The 15,549-nt window shown below is 66.5% G+C and carries 16 protein-coding genes; 8 read left to right on the top strand and 8 right to left on the bottom strand.

Features of this window, described 5'->3' with window-relative positions; all coding sequences use genetic code 11:
• Nucleotides 1–21: 21 nt before the first annotated feature.
• Nucleotides 22–420: an ATP-binding protein gene (locus ACN27D_RS17895; RefSeq protein ID WP_421499551.1), complete on the bottom strand. Its 399-nt coding sequence runs from the start codon at nt 418–420 to the stop codon at nt 22–24.
• Nucleotides 421–1,252: 832 nt separating this feature from the next.
• The gene (locus tag ACN27D_RS17890) at nt 1,253–1,480 is read right to left on the bottom strand and encodes a hypothetical protein (RefSeq protein ID WP_421499550.1); all 228 of its coding nucleotides are present in this window, start codon (nt 1,478–1,480) and stop codon (nt 1,253–1,255) included.
• 680 nt (nt 1,481–2,160) lie between these two features.
• Here ACN27D_RS17890 and ACN27D_RS17885 point away from each other — a divergent pair.
• Nucleotides 2,161–2,511 carry a hypothetical protein gene (locus ACN27D_RS17885; protein WP_421499549.1) on the top strand — a complete coding sequence of 117 codons (351 nt, stop codon included), beginning with the start codon at nt 2,161–2,163 and terminating at the stop codon, nt 2,509–2,511.
• A gap of 197 nt (nt 2,512–2,708) precedes the next feature.
• Nucleotides 2,709–3,005 (top strand): STAS domain-containing protein, encoded by a 297-nt coding sequence (locus ACN27D_RS17880; RefSeq protein WP_421499548.1) that lies wholly within the window; start codon nt 2,709–2,711, stop codon nt 3,003–3,005.
• Here ACN27D_RS17880 and ACN27D_RS17875 read toward each other — a convergent pair.
• The 5 genes from ACN27D_RS17875 to ACN27D_RS17855 all read right to left on the bottom strand — a co-directional run bounded on the left by ACN27D_RS17875 (nt 2,995) and on the right by ACN27D_RS17855 (nt 5,963).
• Nucleotides 2,995–3,123, bottom strand: a complete 129-nt coding sequence (locus ACN27D_RS17875; protein ID WP_421499547.1) for a hypothetical protein — start codon at nt 3,121–3,123, stop codon at nt 2,995–2,997. The genes ACN27D_RS17880 and ACN27D_RS17875 overlap by 11 nt on opposite strands.
• 175 nt (nt 3,124–3,298) lie before the next feature.
• Complete coding sequence (locus tag ACN27D_RS17870) at nt 3,299–3,553, bottom strand: transposase (RefSeq protein WP_421501164.1); 255 nt, start codon at nt 3,551–3,553, stop codon at nt 3,299–3,301.
• A 274-nt stretch (nt 3,554–3,827) separates the two neighbouring features.
• Nucleotides 3,828–4,160, bottom strand: coding sequence for a hypothetical protein (locus tag ACN27D_RS17865; RefSeq protein ID WP_421499546.1), 333 nt, complete (start codon nt 4,158–4,160; stop codon nt 3,828–3,830).
• A 36-nt stretch (nt 4,161–4,196) separates the two neighbouring features.
• Nucleotides 4,197–4,685 (bottom strand): orotidine 5'-phosphate decarboxylase / HUMPS family protein, encoded by a 489-nt coding sequence (locus ACN27D_RS17860; RefSeq protein WP_421501163.1) that lies wholly within the window; start codon nt 4,683–4,685, stop codon nt 4,197–4,199.
• Nucleotides 4,686–4,940: 255 nt separating this feature from the next.
• Nucleotides 4,941–5,963: an FUSC family protein gene (locus tag ACN27D_RS17855; protein WP_421499545.1), complete on the bottom strand. Its 1,023-nt coding sequence runs from the start codon at nt 5,961–5,963 to the stop codon at nt 4,941–4,943.
• A gap of 613 nt (nt 5,964–6,576) precedes the next feature.
• Between ACN27D_RS17855 and ACN27D_RS17850 the strand changes: the two genes are divergently transcribed.
• Entirely contained in the window at nt 6,577–7,452 is an 876-nt protein-coding gene (locus tag ACN27D_RS17850; protein WP_421501162.1) for a low temperature requirement protein A, read from the top strand.
• A gap of 117 nt (nt 7,453–7,569) precedes the next feature.
• Here the strand turns inward: ACN27D_RS17850 and ACN27D_RS17845 are convergent, their stop codons facing one another.
• Nucleotides 7,570–8,970, bottom strand: a complete 1,401-nt coding sequence (locus ACN27D_RS17845; RefSeq protein ID WP_421498291.1) for an IS1380 family transposase — start codon at nt 8,968–8,970, stop codon at nt 7,570–7,572.
• Between the two features lie 7 nt (nt 8,971–8,977).
• Here ACN27D_RS17845 and ACN27D_RS17840 point away from each other — a divergent pair, with 7 nt between their 5' ends.
• The 5 genes from ACN27D_RS17840 to ACN27D_RS17820 all read left to right on the top strand — a co-directional run bounded on the left by ACN27D_RS17840 (nt 8,978) and on the right by ACN27D_RS17820 (nt 15,432).
• Nucleotides 8,978–9,526 carry a low temperature requirement protein A gene (locus tag ACN27D_RS17840; protein WP_421499544.1) on the top strand — a complete coding sequence of 183 codons (549 nt, stop codon included), beginning with the start codon at nt 8,978–8,980 and terminating at the stop codon, nt 9,524–9,526.
• Nucleotides 9,527–12,595: 3,069 nt separating this feature from the next.
• Nucleotides 12,596–13,348, top strand: coding sequence for a hypothetical protein (locus ACN27D_RS17835; protein WP_421499543.1), 753 nt, complete (start codon nt 12,596–12,598; stop codon nt 13,346–13,348).
• A 494-nt stretch (nt 13,349–13,842) separates the two neighbouring features.
• Complete coding sequence (locus ACN27D_RS17830; protein WP_421499542.1) at nt 13,843–14,250, top strand: IS110 family transposase; 408 nt, start codon at nt 13,843–13,845, stop codon at nt 14,248–14,250.
• Nucleotides 14,247–14,369, top strand: a complete 123-nt coding sequence (locus ACN27D_RS17825; RefSeq protein WP_421499541.1) for a hypothetical protein — start codon at nt 14,247–14,249, stop codon at nt 14,367–14,369. The genes ACN27D_RS17830 and ACN27D_RS17825 overlap by 4 nt, the downstream gene beginning before the upstream one ends.
• Nucleotides 14,370–14,796: 427 nt before the next feature.
• Complete coding sequence (locus ACN27D_RS17820) at nt 14,797–15,432, top strand: GNAT family N-acetyltransferase (protein WP_421499540.1); 636 nt, start codon at nt 14,797–14,799, stop codon at nt 15,430–15,432.
• Nucleotides 15,433–15,549 lie beyond the last annotated feature (117 nt).

The raw sequence follows: 15,549 nt of genomic DNA, 5'->3' as shown, positions 1-15,549 counted from the left end.
CTCCGGCGATCGGTGCAGAGGTTAGTCGGCGGTGGCGGTCGACGGCGCCGTCAGCCGGGCCCAGACGCGCTTGTGACCGTCACTGAAATCGGTGACACCCCACTCGGCGCCCAGGGCTTCGATGATCGCCAAACCCCGGCCGCCGTCGCGGTCGGGGTCGCGGCGGCGCGGGACGATGGCGGAGCCGTCCACTGCTGCAATCGTCACGCTTGTGCCGTCAGCGTGAATGTACAGGCGTGGGCAGCCGCCGCCGTGGCGCACCGCGTTAGCCACCAACTCGTCGGCGATCAGCACCGCGTCGTCCACCCACTGCAGGTCGCCGAGCCGCCACCCTGTCAGGACGGTCCTGGTGACCTCCCGTGCGGCGGTAAGAGCGTCGACGCCGCCGGGAAGGTCCAGGTGTGCGGTCAGCTCGCTCACGGCAGTGATCCCCTCTATTGAGGTCCGCCCGTCCTGACAGTCAGCACCGCCACCCGGCTTGGCCAGGCGAAACATCGCCGGACAGCGCGGCACCTGGTCAGACGTCGCTCGGCGACGGCTCGCAGGTGGTGGCGTCAGGGCTGAGCAGCGGCAGAACGCCTGTGATTTAAGAACGCGGCGGGCATGACCAGTGCAAGTTGATCAATATCAACCTGCCACCGGCGGTCTTGGCGACGTGGTGAGCGATTACCCGCACGCAGATGACCCTGAGTCGACGAACGTCACGGCGGCAAGGTCGAGCTCGACTACCGGGTGACCTCGATCGTGACGGTCAACCGATTACGCGGGTCATCCACGCTGGGCGATATCAAGCTTGCCCCACAAGCTACCACAACGCCTTCTGCTCGGCGCTGGACCCGTCACCGCCACCGATTGTCCGGACCGGTCCTGATGCCTCCATTTCCGTCCGCAGCGGCTCCGCTGAGCATGGCCGCACGCTACGTCGCCCCACGCGGCCCCAATGCTCAGCCACTTCCCGCATTAAGCCGCTCAGGGTCGATCACATCGCACCGGCTGCAATGCCAAACGCAGCCGGAATCGCCGTCGCACGAGACCCGGACGCTGGCCTACGACCTACGCCGAACCGGCCTCCTCCACGCCGTTCACGATAGGTTCCGGCGTCACTAACTTCAATAGCATTATCCATGGCGAATGGAAGCCTGATCCGAGCTCCTCAGATACGGCCGCGCCGCCGCGCCATTTAATCGGCGAGGTAAGCCGACATCCGGCCTGGCCGCGCGGCGTGGGAGATTCAACTCGGCGCGCCGATAGCTCAAGCCTGGGCAAGGACGTCGATGGCCGGGCTAATGAGGTTAATGCAGGTGGTGGGATCGTCGACGGCGACGACGAGTGGTGGTGGTGGTGTGGTCGAAGGCCCTGGACGGCCATCCTTTTGTTGTCCGGCGCGATCCAGAGGATGGGCGCAGCCGGTGTGGTCGAGGCGGATAATGGCGGCCTGGCTCAGGTCGGGATTGACGTAGTGGCCTTCAGAGACGACCACAAGCAGTCGCGCGGTGCCGGGTGTGGACAGGCGCAGGAGCCGGTCGGCTCGTCGCAGGCTTCAATGAACCGTTCCGTTCCGTGCCGTGCCGGCATCCGGCGCGCATGTCGCGGACCTTGGCAGGTCGCGGCGGGTGGGATCAGGACGGCGATCCGGTCGCTGTAGGCAAACGTCGCGCTGGCGGCTCCGACGCAGGTCGCGGCGCGCGCGATGATCCACGCGACGGAGGACATCGGCGCGGCAAAGTCCCCCATCGAGCCAGACGCGTCGACGAGAGGCCACGATCGGCCCGGTCAAGACCGGACTGATCAAACGCCACGGGCCGTGGCGGACCTGCAACCAGGCGGAGATCGCCACTCTCGAGTACGTCGACTAGCACAACCACCGCCACCCCACAGCGGAGCCGCGGGCCTACCGCCAGCCGCCTTCGAAGCCCTCTAGATCCCCCGGACACCGGCTGATCCAGCTGGAATCCCAACCCATTTAGCCGCTACCAAGCGCGGGGCGGTTCAGTGTCAAGGCGTTGGCAACAGAGAGGTCTCCGCTCGATTCACACTCTGCCACCGCGCCGCGTGACCTAAGCCCTCTCAGGCGGGCGCAGCCTCCTTCACCAACGTCGTCCGAGTGAGCCTCCATCGCCGGGGCGGCCTGCTCCGCGCGGCGACATTACGATGCGGGTCGTGGACACCCCACGCCGACGCGAGAACGCCTCCCATCTGCCGTCCGAGCTGCGTGACCAGGAGATCGCACCCGAGCAACTTGTCGCCGAGCCCTGCTCCCGTTACGGGATCGTCTACGTGCACAAAGGGCGCGATCTGCACCGGCGTGTCGTCTGGGTCGCCGCTTGGTTGGATGAGATCAACGGCCGCTCTACCAGCATCGACCGAATCGAGGGCACCCGCGAAACCGTTCTTGCCTGGGCCCGCTCCCGGATGGCCGCCGCGCACCTGATGCCCGCTGTAGACGGCCCGGGTTGGGTGCCGCTGCCCGACACCGACGACGCCATTGATCTACCACCCCTCGCCGACTGACGCGGCCGGGCCGTCGCGGTCGGACGCCACGCCGACGCGCAGCACAATCCGCAAGTGTCATCGAGCACCTCGCCGCGTATCGCGACCCCCTCCTGCTGGCGGCGAGGTGCGGAGCGAGGGGTCACAGACGTGACGATCACCAGCAGCGGGCCCGCCCATTTGTCTGAGCTTGACCGGCCGACTTGGCGCAGCCACCAGTGGCCCCGTTACGACGCCTGCTCGCCGCGCTGGGCACCGACACAGTCCGGGACGTCGAATTCGACCTCACTGGCCTCGACTGCTTCGCTGCCGCCGCTACCAGCACGCTGGTGGCCTGCCGCATGGCCACGCACGTACGCGGCGGCATCCTGCGGCTGTCGAACATCGCTCCTGCGGTCCGCCGGCAACTGTTCGCCGCCGGCTTGCTCGGCCTGTTCGACGGACATGCAATCGGCGGGAGGTGTGTCGATTTCCGTGTTTGGTCCTGTGGTGTGATCGAGGTTGTTAGCTGGTGATCCGGTCGCCGTAGGCGAGGATCAGGGCGCCGCGGGCCTTGGCCCAACCGTAGACCCGGCCGGTCATGCTCCCGCCGCCCTTGCGCTTTTGCTGGAGGACGAGGTAGCGGGCCTTCATCGCGGCCCGCTCGGTCCGGAAGTGTCCACGTCGACGGGGGCCTGACGGAACCGGGCGTTCAGCTCTCGATGATGTTGGTGGTGGAGAGCACCTTGCGGCCCTCGGGTCGTAGTTCAGGAACGGCGCGAACTGTGGCTAGGAGGCGCCCCAGAGCCGGATCGCGGCCGGGTATTGGTCACCGAACGGCGTGGCGCATCTCATGGAACCGGGCCTCGACCGCGGCGACGGTCGGAGCCGTGTAGGTGTCCCGCAACACGGGGGTGATCCTTTGCCAGTCCTTGCGGTTGGTGTAGCGCAGGCTGGCCCGCACCGAGTGAACGACGCATTGCTGGTGCGCCGCGAAGGGCCGGACCTGCTCGATCGCGTCGGTCATGTCTTTGAGTCCGTCGGAGCAGACAATGAACACGTCCTCAACGCCGCGGTTACGCAGTTCGGTGAGGTAACCGGCCCGCTGCTTGGCGCCCTCGCGGCTCCACCCGCCCGAACCGTCCCAGCGATCACCGCGAACCGAGCGTGAACTCGTCCAGCCGCCCCTCGGCTTCTACGCTGCGCCCAGCGGCCGCCACAGGATCTTCCATTGTTTCCACAAGCCGACGATGATCGCGGGTCGGCCGTTCCCGTGCCCGCGGACACGCCGAACATCCCAGACCAGCCAAGGCTTCGTCATCGACCGTCTTCATGACGAACTCATAGTGGCCAACGCGCTAGCGGACGGCCTTGTCACGAATGGCTCGCGCGTGCTGGAAGGCGACCAGCAGGGCGGTGAGGAGGCCAGTCACCAACAGGATCCTAGTCACGATGAACAGCATCATGTCACCCGTGGAGTGGGGCGGGAAGATGTTCTTAATGAGCCAGCCTACGCCCATTCCCAGACCCAGGCAGGCGTGCATTGCGGCCCGCAGGCGCGGGAAGGGCTGCGGGCGGCCGAAGATCCGAGGCATCGCCATGCCGGCACGACTCCTGGCGAGCAGCACGGCGGCGACGGCGAGGTTGGCCGCGGCGGCCACGGCAGCTAAGACCAGGTCCACGGATCCCATCGGCACACGGTATCGCGCGGATGCCGGCGGGCAGGATCAGCGAAAGCTGGACTCCTCGTAGCGGATCGATGCGGTCGGCAAGCCCAGCCGGCCTTCGGGCACGTCGATCATGGCGGGGATACCCAAGCGCCTGCTCGCATCGGCCGCCGCGGACACGCTGGCGATGCTGGCGGGTCCGATGAGCAGTACGACGTCAGCGCCAGCCTCGGCCGCGAGGACCACCTGGTCGCGTCCCCAGTCTGCGGACATCATCTCGGCGACGATCCACGCGCCGGGAGTCGGGTGCTTGACCGCGCTGATGGCCTGGAAGCCGACGCTCTTGATGAGCGGGTCGCCGATCTCGATGAATGGCACACCCGCGCTGGCAGCGGCTTGGGCGACAGTGATCGCGTGGTTGACGTCACGGACGTCGAGCGCGACCTGAACTAACGTAAGAGCTCTCCATCGACAAGTCGGCGGCTTGAAGACGCGCTTTCGAGTAGCAGCGCTACCGCTCGAATTATGGGGTTCTAGTTGTTTTGGGATCGCTAGTCATTTCATCGCGTAGTCCGGGTGCCGGAGCGGCCTTGGCGTCCAGGTCCATCGAGTTGTTCCGCGACATCGTGTTGTGCTGGCCCTGACCTGGACTGTCCATCACGCGCTGCTTCAGGAGCTGGTCGCGGACCGCGCTGCGGCGGATCGGAGATGCTGATCGTGGCGTTGTGGTCGGGTGAGTGCTGGCGGGGGCAGACATTTCGGGAGCGGCGAGACCTGTGGTAGCGCTTCCGCCACGGGTTAGCATCAGTTGCCTGCGGCCGCCTGTCGCACCATCCGTCGGGCTGTGTCTCGGGGCAGGCCGGTAGCACGCAGGATGTCGTTGGCGACCAGACGTGTTTGGGACACGACGATGGTGCCGGAGAAACCCATGTCCTGGCGGCAGGCCGCGCCGGCGTGGCGCACTGCCTGCAGTACGCGCTCCCTGGCGGCCAGTGGCTCGTGGGCGGCGAGGAATTCCTGGTGCAGTATGCGGATCGCCTCACCGAGTTGTTCTATCGCGACAGGGAGTTCGTGCGGCACCGGTTCGTCGTCTCGCAGTGCGGCGCTTAGTCGGCGTACCAGGGCACGGCTGTTGCGGAAGGCGCGATCGAGGTGCTCCACGCCCTGCCGGTAGGCTGCCAGTAACCGTCGGCGGCGCCACCGTAGCGGGGACAACCGGGCCACCTCGTCGGCGGCGGTCACCACTTCCGTAATCTGGCTCAGCTCTGCATCGGCGTCACGCATGCGATCAAGGATCCGTTCCGCGCCGTCGGCGTCGCGGCGGGTCAGAGCGGTGGCCGAGGCGCTCATCTCGCGGGCGAAGCGGTCCAGCGAGTAGTCGGCGACTCGGCGCACGGCACGCACCGGATTCAGTGGTGCCAATACGAGGACCACCAGCAGACCGACCGCCCCGCCGACCAACGCGTTAGCCGTTCGCGGCAGTTCCAGATCGGGTGAGGTCGGTGTGAGGGTTGCGACCAGCACGGCCGTACCTCCGGTCTGCACCATGAGCGCGCCGCTGCTCCGTGCCGCGGCCACGATGGCGACTGCCAGGAAAACGATCACACCGGTTTGCCACGGCCCCGTTCCCAGCACGGCCACGAGCAGATCGCCGACCGCGATGCCGATCACCACTCCGACGATCAGTTCGACGGCGCGGCGCGCGCGGTTACCGACAGCCGAGCCGATCACACCTACAGCGGCCAGCGGCGCGAAGGTTGGCTGCGGGTTGCCCAGCGCCTCCCGAGCCACCAGCCACGCCAGGGCCGCCGCCAGCCCTGTCTGCACCGCTACCAGGAGATACGTCTGCAGGTGGCGATAGCTACGCTGAGCGGCGACGCAGAGCCATGAACGCAGCCGGCCAACCCACGCCTGCCTCCTGGATCGAGACGACGACATGGCGCCGCCTACCCCGCGGGCGCGTCGGTATCCACAGCAGCTGGCCTCCGGCTCCCCAGAACCCTGTCGGCGCCGCTGTGGGAGCTCCTGGGCTTGACGGTTACACCCTTTGGCCACGGCGGCTCTGTGACAGGCCCCATGGCGAACGGTTCTCCGCCTGGAGCCGGCCCGGTGCGTGATCCGCAGTTGGCCCGTACGGACCTGCACGAGGCCGCGCGGGTCGGTCGCCTACAGCGGTTCATGCCGTCCTTGCTTCAGCTGGTCGGTAGGGGCGGATTCCGACGCGCTCTGCCCTAAGGCCCCAGTTCAGGACTGTTTCATTTGATCAAGGTTTGGGGTCTTTGCTCCTGCTCACCTCACGGCACGGCGGCAAGTGCCGGGGCCGTTTGCCGGATCGGCGCAAACTTCTCACGTCGCCTGGACGAGCGCCACTGCGGCCGGATCTGGGAGGGGTCGGTGGGCATGGGGATGACCATCGATTTGCGTGCGGGTTTCAGAGGAAATGAGCTGCGATGAGGCAATGCGGAAGGATCACGGTTGGTGGACGCGAGGGCGCGCAGGAGGGCTTCTGCGTACGAGGGAGAGCAGTCAACAGGCCACCTATCTTGAGTTGTTCTTCGATCTGATCATGGTGTTCGCCCTCAACCGTTTGGTTGCCTTCGCGCTCAATGGCGCCGGCAGTGTGGATTCTTCCTTCGAGTGGATAGCGGTTTGGAAGGCCTTGCTGCTGTTCACGCCACTGATTTGGGCGTGGACGACCACGGCATACATAACCACTAGGTTTGAACCGTATAGAGGAGGAACCCAACAGTCAGTCTTACTGGGAGCATTCGCCATGCTCGTGATGGGCACGGCTTTGCCCGACGCCTTCGACGGCGCTGGACTTGTCTTCGCGCTGGCCTACGTGGTGGCCCAGACCGGCCGCGTCCTGGTCCTCGTCCGGGCACTAGGCGCCCATCCCCTCCGTGATCTGTACTTCCGGAATCTGGCCTGGTTCTCCCTGGCGGCAGTGTTCTGGCTCATCGGCGCGTTCACGACCGGCATGGAGCAGATGACGCTATGGAGTGTGGCGGTGGTCATCGAGCTGGGGTCGGCACGGCTGGGTTGGCCGCTGCCCGGCCTGGGACGGGAGCGGGCCTGGGCGTGGGCCCTGCGGCCGCACTACCTCGCTGAGCGGTACCAGCAACTCGTCCTCATCGCCCTCGGGGAAACCATACTGTCTGTAGGGGCAACATTTGCCAGCGGCCGCGGCCGGGTCACCCTCACCGAGATCTTCGGCCTGCTCGTGGCGTTCCTGACGGCGGTGCTGCTGTGGCGGATCTATTTTCACCGAGCGGGACTCGTGCTAGCCTCGGTCTTTCATTTCGGCGCGTTTTGATAGGTGCGACTCGATGAACCCGGCTTGAGGATGCCCGTGCTGGGTGCAGGCATGGTGAAGGCCCGGCGCGTGGGCCGGGTTCCTCCGTGGCGGTTGTCGAGCGTTGGGGGTGCTGGTTCAGCTGGCGGGGCGTGGTAGTGCAGCGAGGCGCCCGAACGCGGTGACCAGCGCTTTCGTCCAGGGCCAGCCGGCGGCGATGGCGAGGCGGGTTCGGCGGGCGGTGCGGGTGAGGCGGGCGGCGACGTGCAGCAGCCGGTAGCGCAGCTTTTTCGGCTCCGCGCGGGCCAGGTCGCCGTCGAGGAGCAGGTTCTGAGCCCAGGCGAGTAGGTCGATGCCGGTCAGGGCCAGCAGGAGCCAGGCCTGGTTGATCGGGAAGTGTCGGGAGGGGAACCGGCCGAAGCCGGTGTTCTTGCCGCAGCGGATGCGGTCCTCGACGCGGGCGTGAGCGCGGTGGCGGGCCTCCAGGAACTGGATGCCGCCCTGCCCAGGCGGGGTGTCGGTGGCGATCAGCTGGTGACGCCAGCCTTCGATGGTGTCGAACAGCGACAGCTGGGCGCCGGGGTGCGGGCGTTCGCGGCGGACAATGAACCGGGTCCTCTCGGGCCAGCCGGTGGCATTGAACCGTCCGGTGATCTCGCAGATCTCGGCGTGCTCGCGTAGTTCACCGTCGGTGTCGAGGGCGGGGACCCAGCCGGCGGCGGCGGTGATGGCCTGCCGGACGGGTTCGGTGATCGCGGCGCCGACGGAGAACCGGACGTCCAGGTGCTGCTCGCGCAGGCCGCGGATGTGGGCGAGGAAGCCGTGGCTGGAGCCGGCGGAGTCACTGCGGATCAGGATCGGGACGCCGTGCCGGTGCTCATCCGGGATCTGGGCCAGGGCCTGGTCGAGCACGGTGATGTGATCGGCGGTGGTGTTGGACCCGGCCCGGCCCTCGCGCAGCAGGCCGGACAGTGCTTCGCCAGTGTTGTCCAGGAAGCAGAACAACGGGTGATATCCGAACGTCTTCTTCCAGGTCCGGGTCGCCGATTCCTTCTCGGAATGGCAGAGCACGATCGAGGCGTCCATGTCCAAGATCAGGCCTGCAACGATCTGCCCAGCCACGCTGACTTGCGGGAAGGCTTGGTCGTGGGTCTCGGCGTGCTGGGCCCACGCCGTCTGCCGGGCCTGAGCCCGCGCGGCCCGCAGTTCGGCCAGCAGCGTCTCGTCCAGTTGTGACAGCGTCCGCCACGCCGTCGGGTCGGAGGCGACCGGCCCGAACAGGCCGGCCTGATCCCGTAGCACCGCCAGATCGGCGATCGCTTCGCCGCCGTCGGCCAGCATCACCGCCAGATCGACCGCGATCCGGCCCGGATCGTGACCGCCCTGCCGCTGCCGCAACCCGGCGAGAGCCTCACTGAACGCGCTGGTCAACCCGGTCGCGTCCGCCACATCGGCGAGCAGGCGGGCACCGACGTGACCGACCACCCCTCGCCCGTCGCCGGTCACCACGATCTTCGGACGTGTTGCGGTAGCCTTCACCCAGCAAGTGCCTTCCGTGACGGGACGATCAGGACTCTCGACAAGCCCTATTTTCCCTGATCAGAAGGCACTTCTGCGTTTCCAGCCCAACCCGTGGACAGCCCTTAACGAAGGGCTGAGGCTAGGCGACGCGGTATACGCTGCCCGGGATCCGGCCAACCTAGGCCGGTTCGCTGGATCTACCCACTTTGTGATGATCGCTGGAATTATGGGCACTTCAATCGGTCATGGCATCGTCCAGACGCGCCCTACCGGGCACAGTTATCCAGCATGGCTCGCCATGATTCTCGGCGGCCCCGCGTGTTTCCTGCTCGGCCGGGCCGCGCTGGAACGTGCCGTTTTCGCGCGAATCGCCCACCGACGCTGGGTGGGCATTGCCGTACTGCTCGCCGCCGGACCGCCGCTGCTATCCGCTCCGCCGCTCGTCTCGGCGGTGATTGCCGCAGTCGTTCTGTTTGGCATCGCGCTGGTCGACAGCCGGCAGGCCGCCCGCCGCCCCCCTGAGGAGCCCAAGCCAGCTGCAGAGCCCGCCTGGCTATGGCCTAGACGGCTGTAAGCGAGCGTGATGACACGAAGCCCTCTGCCGCCGGCGCCTCACCGGATCAAGGAACGGGGCCTGCCACGCCGGCGAACTTGGCCAACGCCAGCAGTGCGTGGCCGACGTTCAGAGGATAGAGACCGCTGCCATCCCTCAGCATCGTGACACTACTGGCCCGTATTCTCCGGGTCATGGCCGTTGATCCACCCAGCTCCAACTCGCCACTGGACCGCGTGCCGCGTATGGTGATCGCGGCTCTGCTTGTCCTCGGGGTGGCGGCGCCGGCTCTCACGATCCGCGAGCTGATCAAGGCCAGGATGGGAGACGGCCCGCTGGCCGATATCGGCTTCATAACAGTGCCGGCAGCCGCTACGGCTTGGCTTGCACCGCACGCTTCCTACCGCCGGCGAGATGCACTTCTGTGGCTGGTTGGGCCAGGCCTTTACATATTCGCGGTCATCGCCTGGCGTCTGGCCTTCTTGCCCTACCGCGATTGGAAGCCTCGCCCCGATGAGACATCGCGCGTCCGGTGGCTTCGTGACCCGCAGCACGCCGGGTTGTGGTACCTGGCCGGAAGGGCAAAGTAGGTGGAGTCGGCCCGCTGACTGAAGGGGATCTCTGAAGAAGTCCAGGGTTCGGGAGGGAGCCCCGAGGTCTTCCGAGCCTCTGCTCCGGAGCGTGGCCGGGGCCGGCGCGGCCCGCTTGCGGGCTGCCTGATCCAGTACAGGCCGATGCGGCAATAGATCACCGGCTGCACTGTCTCCGTCGGCCGATGTAGGGCACACGTCGGCCAACTGATCTGCGAATGCGCGCCGATCTCGGGCGAGATCTAGATGCTCGGGATCCCGGAGGCCGGATGCGCTGCTCCGCCGCAGGGCGGGCCAGGGCATCGGATGGCCGTATGGCCCGGTGACGCGCGTGGAGATCAACAGTGGCCCGCCGGGTGTGGATGATGGTGTATCGGGCAGCGACCTGGAACTGCGGTCGCCTCACGTCTATGCAGGTTCGTCGCGTGCAGTGGCCAGCCTGGCCCTTCACCTTTGGCTGTACCCAGGCCCAAACTTCTACTGCTGGCTCGCCGGGGCAAACATCTCCCGAGGTGTGCCGGCTCCGCCCGATACAAACCGTCGACAGACTCGACTCCGGGTACGTCCTCGACCATGCGGCTGATGTCTGCTGCTGACCCGAGCGGCACAGCGACGCTGCCACCCGGCTCTGCGTTGCGGTCACCGATTCGAGACGTCGGTTGCCTTCGACCAGTCGATATCCGCGTCTAGCAGTTCAGCAACAGCCCGATCCGCAAGAGCTTGAGCATCGGCAACCAGCACGTCAACCCAGGTCGGCGCTTGCGTTCAGCGCCGTGGACGTTGCCGAGTCCGCGAAGGCAGGCGGCTTGGCTGTCCTGGGCTGACGATCCGTACAACCTGCCGTCCGAGCTGGCTCACGATCAGGTGGCGCGCTCAGGCGGCGAGTGCGGACGCGCTGGTGATGGTGTCGCCGGCAGGGGAGGACGACCTGCGATTCGGACGATACTGTCAAGGCGATGCGATGTGGGTGGGCCCGGCTGAGGGCTCGGCCGGGCCGAAGCCGGCTCGACGCCGACCAGTCAGTGGAACTGAAGAGCCTTGCCGTAATACTCCCAACTGCACCAAACCGAGGCTTTGACCACGGAGCGCGTCTGCAGCCTGCCTTCCCGATTATGTCAATGCGCCGCCCACTTCCTCGGGATAGGGCAAGCTAACGATATGGAGGGCGTCATGATCGTGCAGTTTTGCGGCGGTCCGCTGGATGGGCAGAGGCGCATTCAGCGGGAGTTGCCTATCGTTTGCACCGTCTCCTTGCCAAAGGATTGGACCGCCTCCACCTCGCAGGAGCACAGGTCCAGGACGCGCGCTGTCACGTACACGCTACGCACTGATCCTGGAACGGGTCAGCCCGCAGTCGATAGGGACGGCCACTACACGTACGAACATCATGGGTAAATCAGGATGTTAAGCAGCACGCGCGCTGCCACCAGTCTGATGACTCGATACCGCTGTTCGCCATCCTCTTGGCAGTGGGGTTCACCTGTAGCCTGCGGGGCCCGCCGCACCCATCCGCGGCGCCCCGCCGTCCCTGTTCCTGGAAGTGCTTCTCGCACGGCGGCGTGGTGTTCAAGGCACCGGCGGGTCGCGGCCGGTCTGCCGTAGCGCTACTGAGCCCCGGATATCGTCGGCGGCGATGATGCTCGCCAGCTGGCCACCTAGTGGTGCCGCTGCCAAATTGGTCGCCGGATCTCGCCGACGCACACCGGACGCCTCCACCGGCGCCATGTACCAAATCCTCCTCGAACCGCAGGCCCCCTGGCGACCTAGTGGGCGGGGGCGGCCCGGGCCTCGGCGGGCTCGGTTCCGCCGCCGAGCCCGGCGGGGGCGAACGACAGGCCGACGGGCCAGTTCACGAACCCATGCCCTGCGACGCCTCCCCCAGCCGACACCGGGGATACCCAGCCTCGGGCGGGGTAGTCGTCGCTGCCGGCGCACCCGTCCTCGCGCGGTAGCGCCAAGGTCATCGCCCTGCGGAGTAAGAAGAGGCTATGTCGATCACGAATTATATTGCATGGTCGTGTCAACACATCCCGAGGCCGGCTGGTGGCGTTGGGGCTGAGTGCCGCGGTGGGCGCGGGGATCCTCGCCGGTGTCGTCCAATCGGCCGTCGGATCGCTGGTTGGGCTCGTGACTGCCATCGCCATCTTGTGGCTCACGCCGGAGTTGTTCCGGCCGTCGGGGGATAGACCTTCGTCTGAGGGCCGCCAGCGCTGAGAAACACTGTTCTGACTGCCGAGAGCCGGAAATAGCGGTCACAGTGTTCTATTGCTTGCGGTTCCGTCGGTGTCCGCGCTCGTGCTGGCTCGCTGGCGAGCCAGCACTCCATAGACGCCGCGATGTCGGACTGGTCGGGCAGCGCGCCGACCGCCTCGTTGCTGCCGTACGCTGCGGCGAAGCCCCATCAGGCAAGCCGATGCTTGACATGCTCATCGGTTTCGTTGTGCAGTGTCGGTTGGGTCGGCCAACGGGTTGGCTGATCGATGCCCGTAAGGTCACGGGCATGATGGGCAGAGTTCTCGCTGCAGCGGTGCGCCGTCAGCTCAGCGTCTTGATGCTGGGCGTGGTCCTGGCGGTCGGGAATGCGGCGGCCATCGCGTTCGCGCCCTCCATGGCGCAGCTCCTGTTCCTTCCGCTGGTCGTCCTTGCCCTGGCGCTCCTGGTCCTGGGGCTGCTCAGCTTCCAGAATCGTCCGGCTTGCTTCGTGGTGCAGCCACAAATACCAGCTTTCGGCACCCCCGTGCCCGCGTGGAGGGCGGGGCTGGGCGTATGCCTCCTTCTGCCAGTCTCAGCTGAAGTCGGCGCACTGATTCGCTCCATCAGGCAGGACAATCTGTGGCCGCCCGAGCTGATCCTCGATATCTCCTGGCTACTGTTGGTCGCCCTGCTGCTTGCTGAGGCTTGGCGTGGCCGGGGGGTGCAGCTGCGCCCTCACGGCGTACAGCAGAGCTGGATTCTCGGCTCGCTCACTGTGCCATGGGAGGCGCTACCCGTCGCCCAGACGGCCATGCCTGCCGAACAGGCCGCAGCGCTGCGGCTGGCCTACGCTGAACCCCAGCTGGTACGACAGCGCGGCATTCCCTGGCGCCGCCACGCACTGCGCACAGACAACGTCGATCCCCGGTTTCTCGCCGCCGCGATCCATCACTACGTCCGCCACCCCGATCACCGGGCCGCCATCGGCAGCCACGCGGAGCACCAACGCCTCCTGGCCGAGTTGCCCGCCCGGCCCGGCGGCGGACGCTGGTCCGCATGACCTACTACACCGCTGACTACCAACGCGTTTTGTAGCCCAACAGCGAGATCGAGGAGATGGTCTGGCTTACCCATGCGACCGCTACCTGGCCTCCTCAGTCGACCGCATCATCTTTGATCGCCTACACGAGACCGCCTGCATGCGCTGAGGCAAGGTCAGCCCCCGTCCACAGGGAGAGGGCTGGATGCAGACGGTCGAGCACGCATGGGCCGGGTCGACCCGGCAAGGGCCACCGCCTGGTGGTCATCGACAGCGAAGGGCGCCGCCTGCTGTCGCAGCGGCTGCCCAACGATGAACCCGCGCTGGCTGCCGTGACGCTACCGTCCTCGCCCGAGCGAAGAAGGTGACCTGGGCCGTTGACCTGGCCGACGGTCCAGCCGCTCTTGCCATCGCGCTTCTGCTCGAGTGCGGCTGGCGGGTCCTCTACCTGCCGAGCGCGGTGAACTGAATTGCCGATCCTTACCGCGGCGTGGGCAAGACCGATCGCCGAGGACGTGGCAGTCATCGCTCACCAGGCCCGCATGCGCGTTGACCTGCGCGAGCCGCTCCTCGAGGACACCCTGCTCGCTGAACTTCGCATGCTCACCGCACACCGCGCCGGCCTCGCGGCCGATCACACCCGCACCATCGACCGGCTACGGGTGCGGCTGCGCGGCTTCATCCCCGCCCTGGAGCGTCGCGTCGACTTCACCAACCGTGGGCCGCTTGTGCTCATCAGCCAGCTCCAGACAACGGCCGCTCTGATCGCAGCCGGGCGAGATGAGGTGCAGCGGTTACTCCGCGAACGCACGGTCCGCCACGCGGACAAGCTGGCCACAGCAGCGAGGCAAGCCGCCGGAGCACAGCACGTTCCGGGTGAGGAAATGGCGGGGGAATCGTCGGCCGACTTGCGGACAACGTGATCGACCTCGACCGGCAGCTCACCGAGCTGGACAAGCACATCGCTGACGGATCTCACCGCCACCACCACGCCCCGGTGATCACCAGCATGGTTGGCATTGGTGATCTCCTCGGCGCGTAGTTTCTCGTCGCCACCGGCGGCAACCTTGACGGATTCGCGTCCGCTGACCACCTCGCCGGCTACGCCGGCCGACGCGTCGGCAACTTCGCCGCCCAAAGCGACACAACCGCCAGCTCCAACGCGTCTTCTACACATCAGCGCTGACCAGCATCCAGTGCAGCCCTGCATCCAAGTCGTTCCACGAGCGCAAACGAGCTCAGGCAAACGCCACGGTCACGCCGTCCTCGCCCTCGCACGGCGCCGCGTCAAAGCGCTCGGGGCGATGCTGCGCGACGACCGTCCCTACGACCAAGGCCAAACCCTTCACCGCCTTCGCCGACAAACAGCATTGGGAATCAGGCGGAGCCGGCAAATTCCCTTCCCTGGCGGTCCAATCTTGAGCACGGCACACCTCTCTCCCGGGGGAGCGAAGCTACAATCGGGATGAGTGGCGGTCGATGCATTTAGGGAAGGCGGAAATATGAGTGACGGGATGAAGCGCACCCGCTCCTTCCTTGGCGAGATCACCGTCCGACGATTTCGCTCAGCGGACGAGGTTCTCATCGAGCAGCTAGACAGCTCCTTCACCACCAACGCGGTATTCGAAGTCGTCCGCACGCACATCGGGTTCGGCATCCGCGAAAGAATGCTGTCGGCTCCAATCGTGAAGCACTTCCCAGACGAAGATGTGAACAAGGACGTCGGTGACACCGATCGGTTCGTTGCTGTTGACCAACATGGCGTCATCCGTGGCGTAATCGAGCTGAGCTACGAGGAATGGCATCGGCGCCTGATTGTCGAGAACGTAGTAGTCGACCGGACACTCCGCGGCCGAGGTGTCGTTCGGCACCTTATGAGTACCGCCACGCAACAAGGGCTTTTGAGGGACGCGAGAGTCATCTGGCTCGAGGTCACGAATATCAATGCGCCCGCTATCCGCGCCTACCGCCGGATCGGATTCGATTTCTGCGGTCTGGACGCCTCTCTTTACCGAGGAACAGCATCGGAAGGAGAGATTGCCCTCTTCATGTGCCGAGAACTCGATGAAGGCGCCGGAAGTGCCTCGTCGGTGGACGCCCGGTGAAACAGCGCCTGCGCTGCGGGATCCCACGCCCCGCCTACGTTTCGCATGGAACGCCGCGGCGCCGGATCCACTTGGCCGCTGGCGGTCAGGGCACACATCGGGGTGATCCAGCCGCCA

Source organism: Micromonospora sp. WMMD1274 (assembly GCF_049179035.1).
Lineage (GTDB): Bacteria > Actinomycetota > Actinomycetes > Mycobacteriales > Micromonosporaceae > Micromonospora > Micromonospora tulbaghiae.
This window is presented reverse-complemented; position numbering and strand designations above follow the sequence as displayed.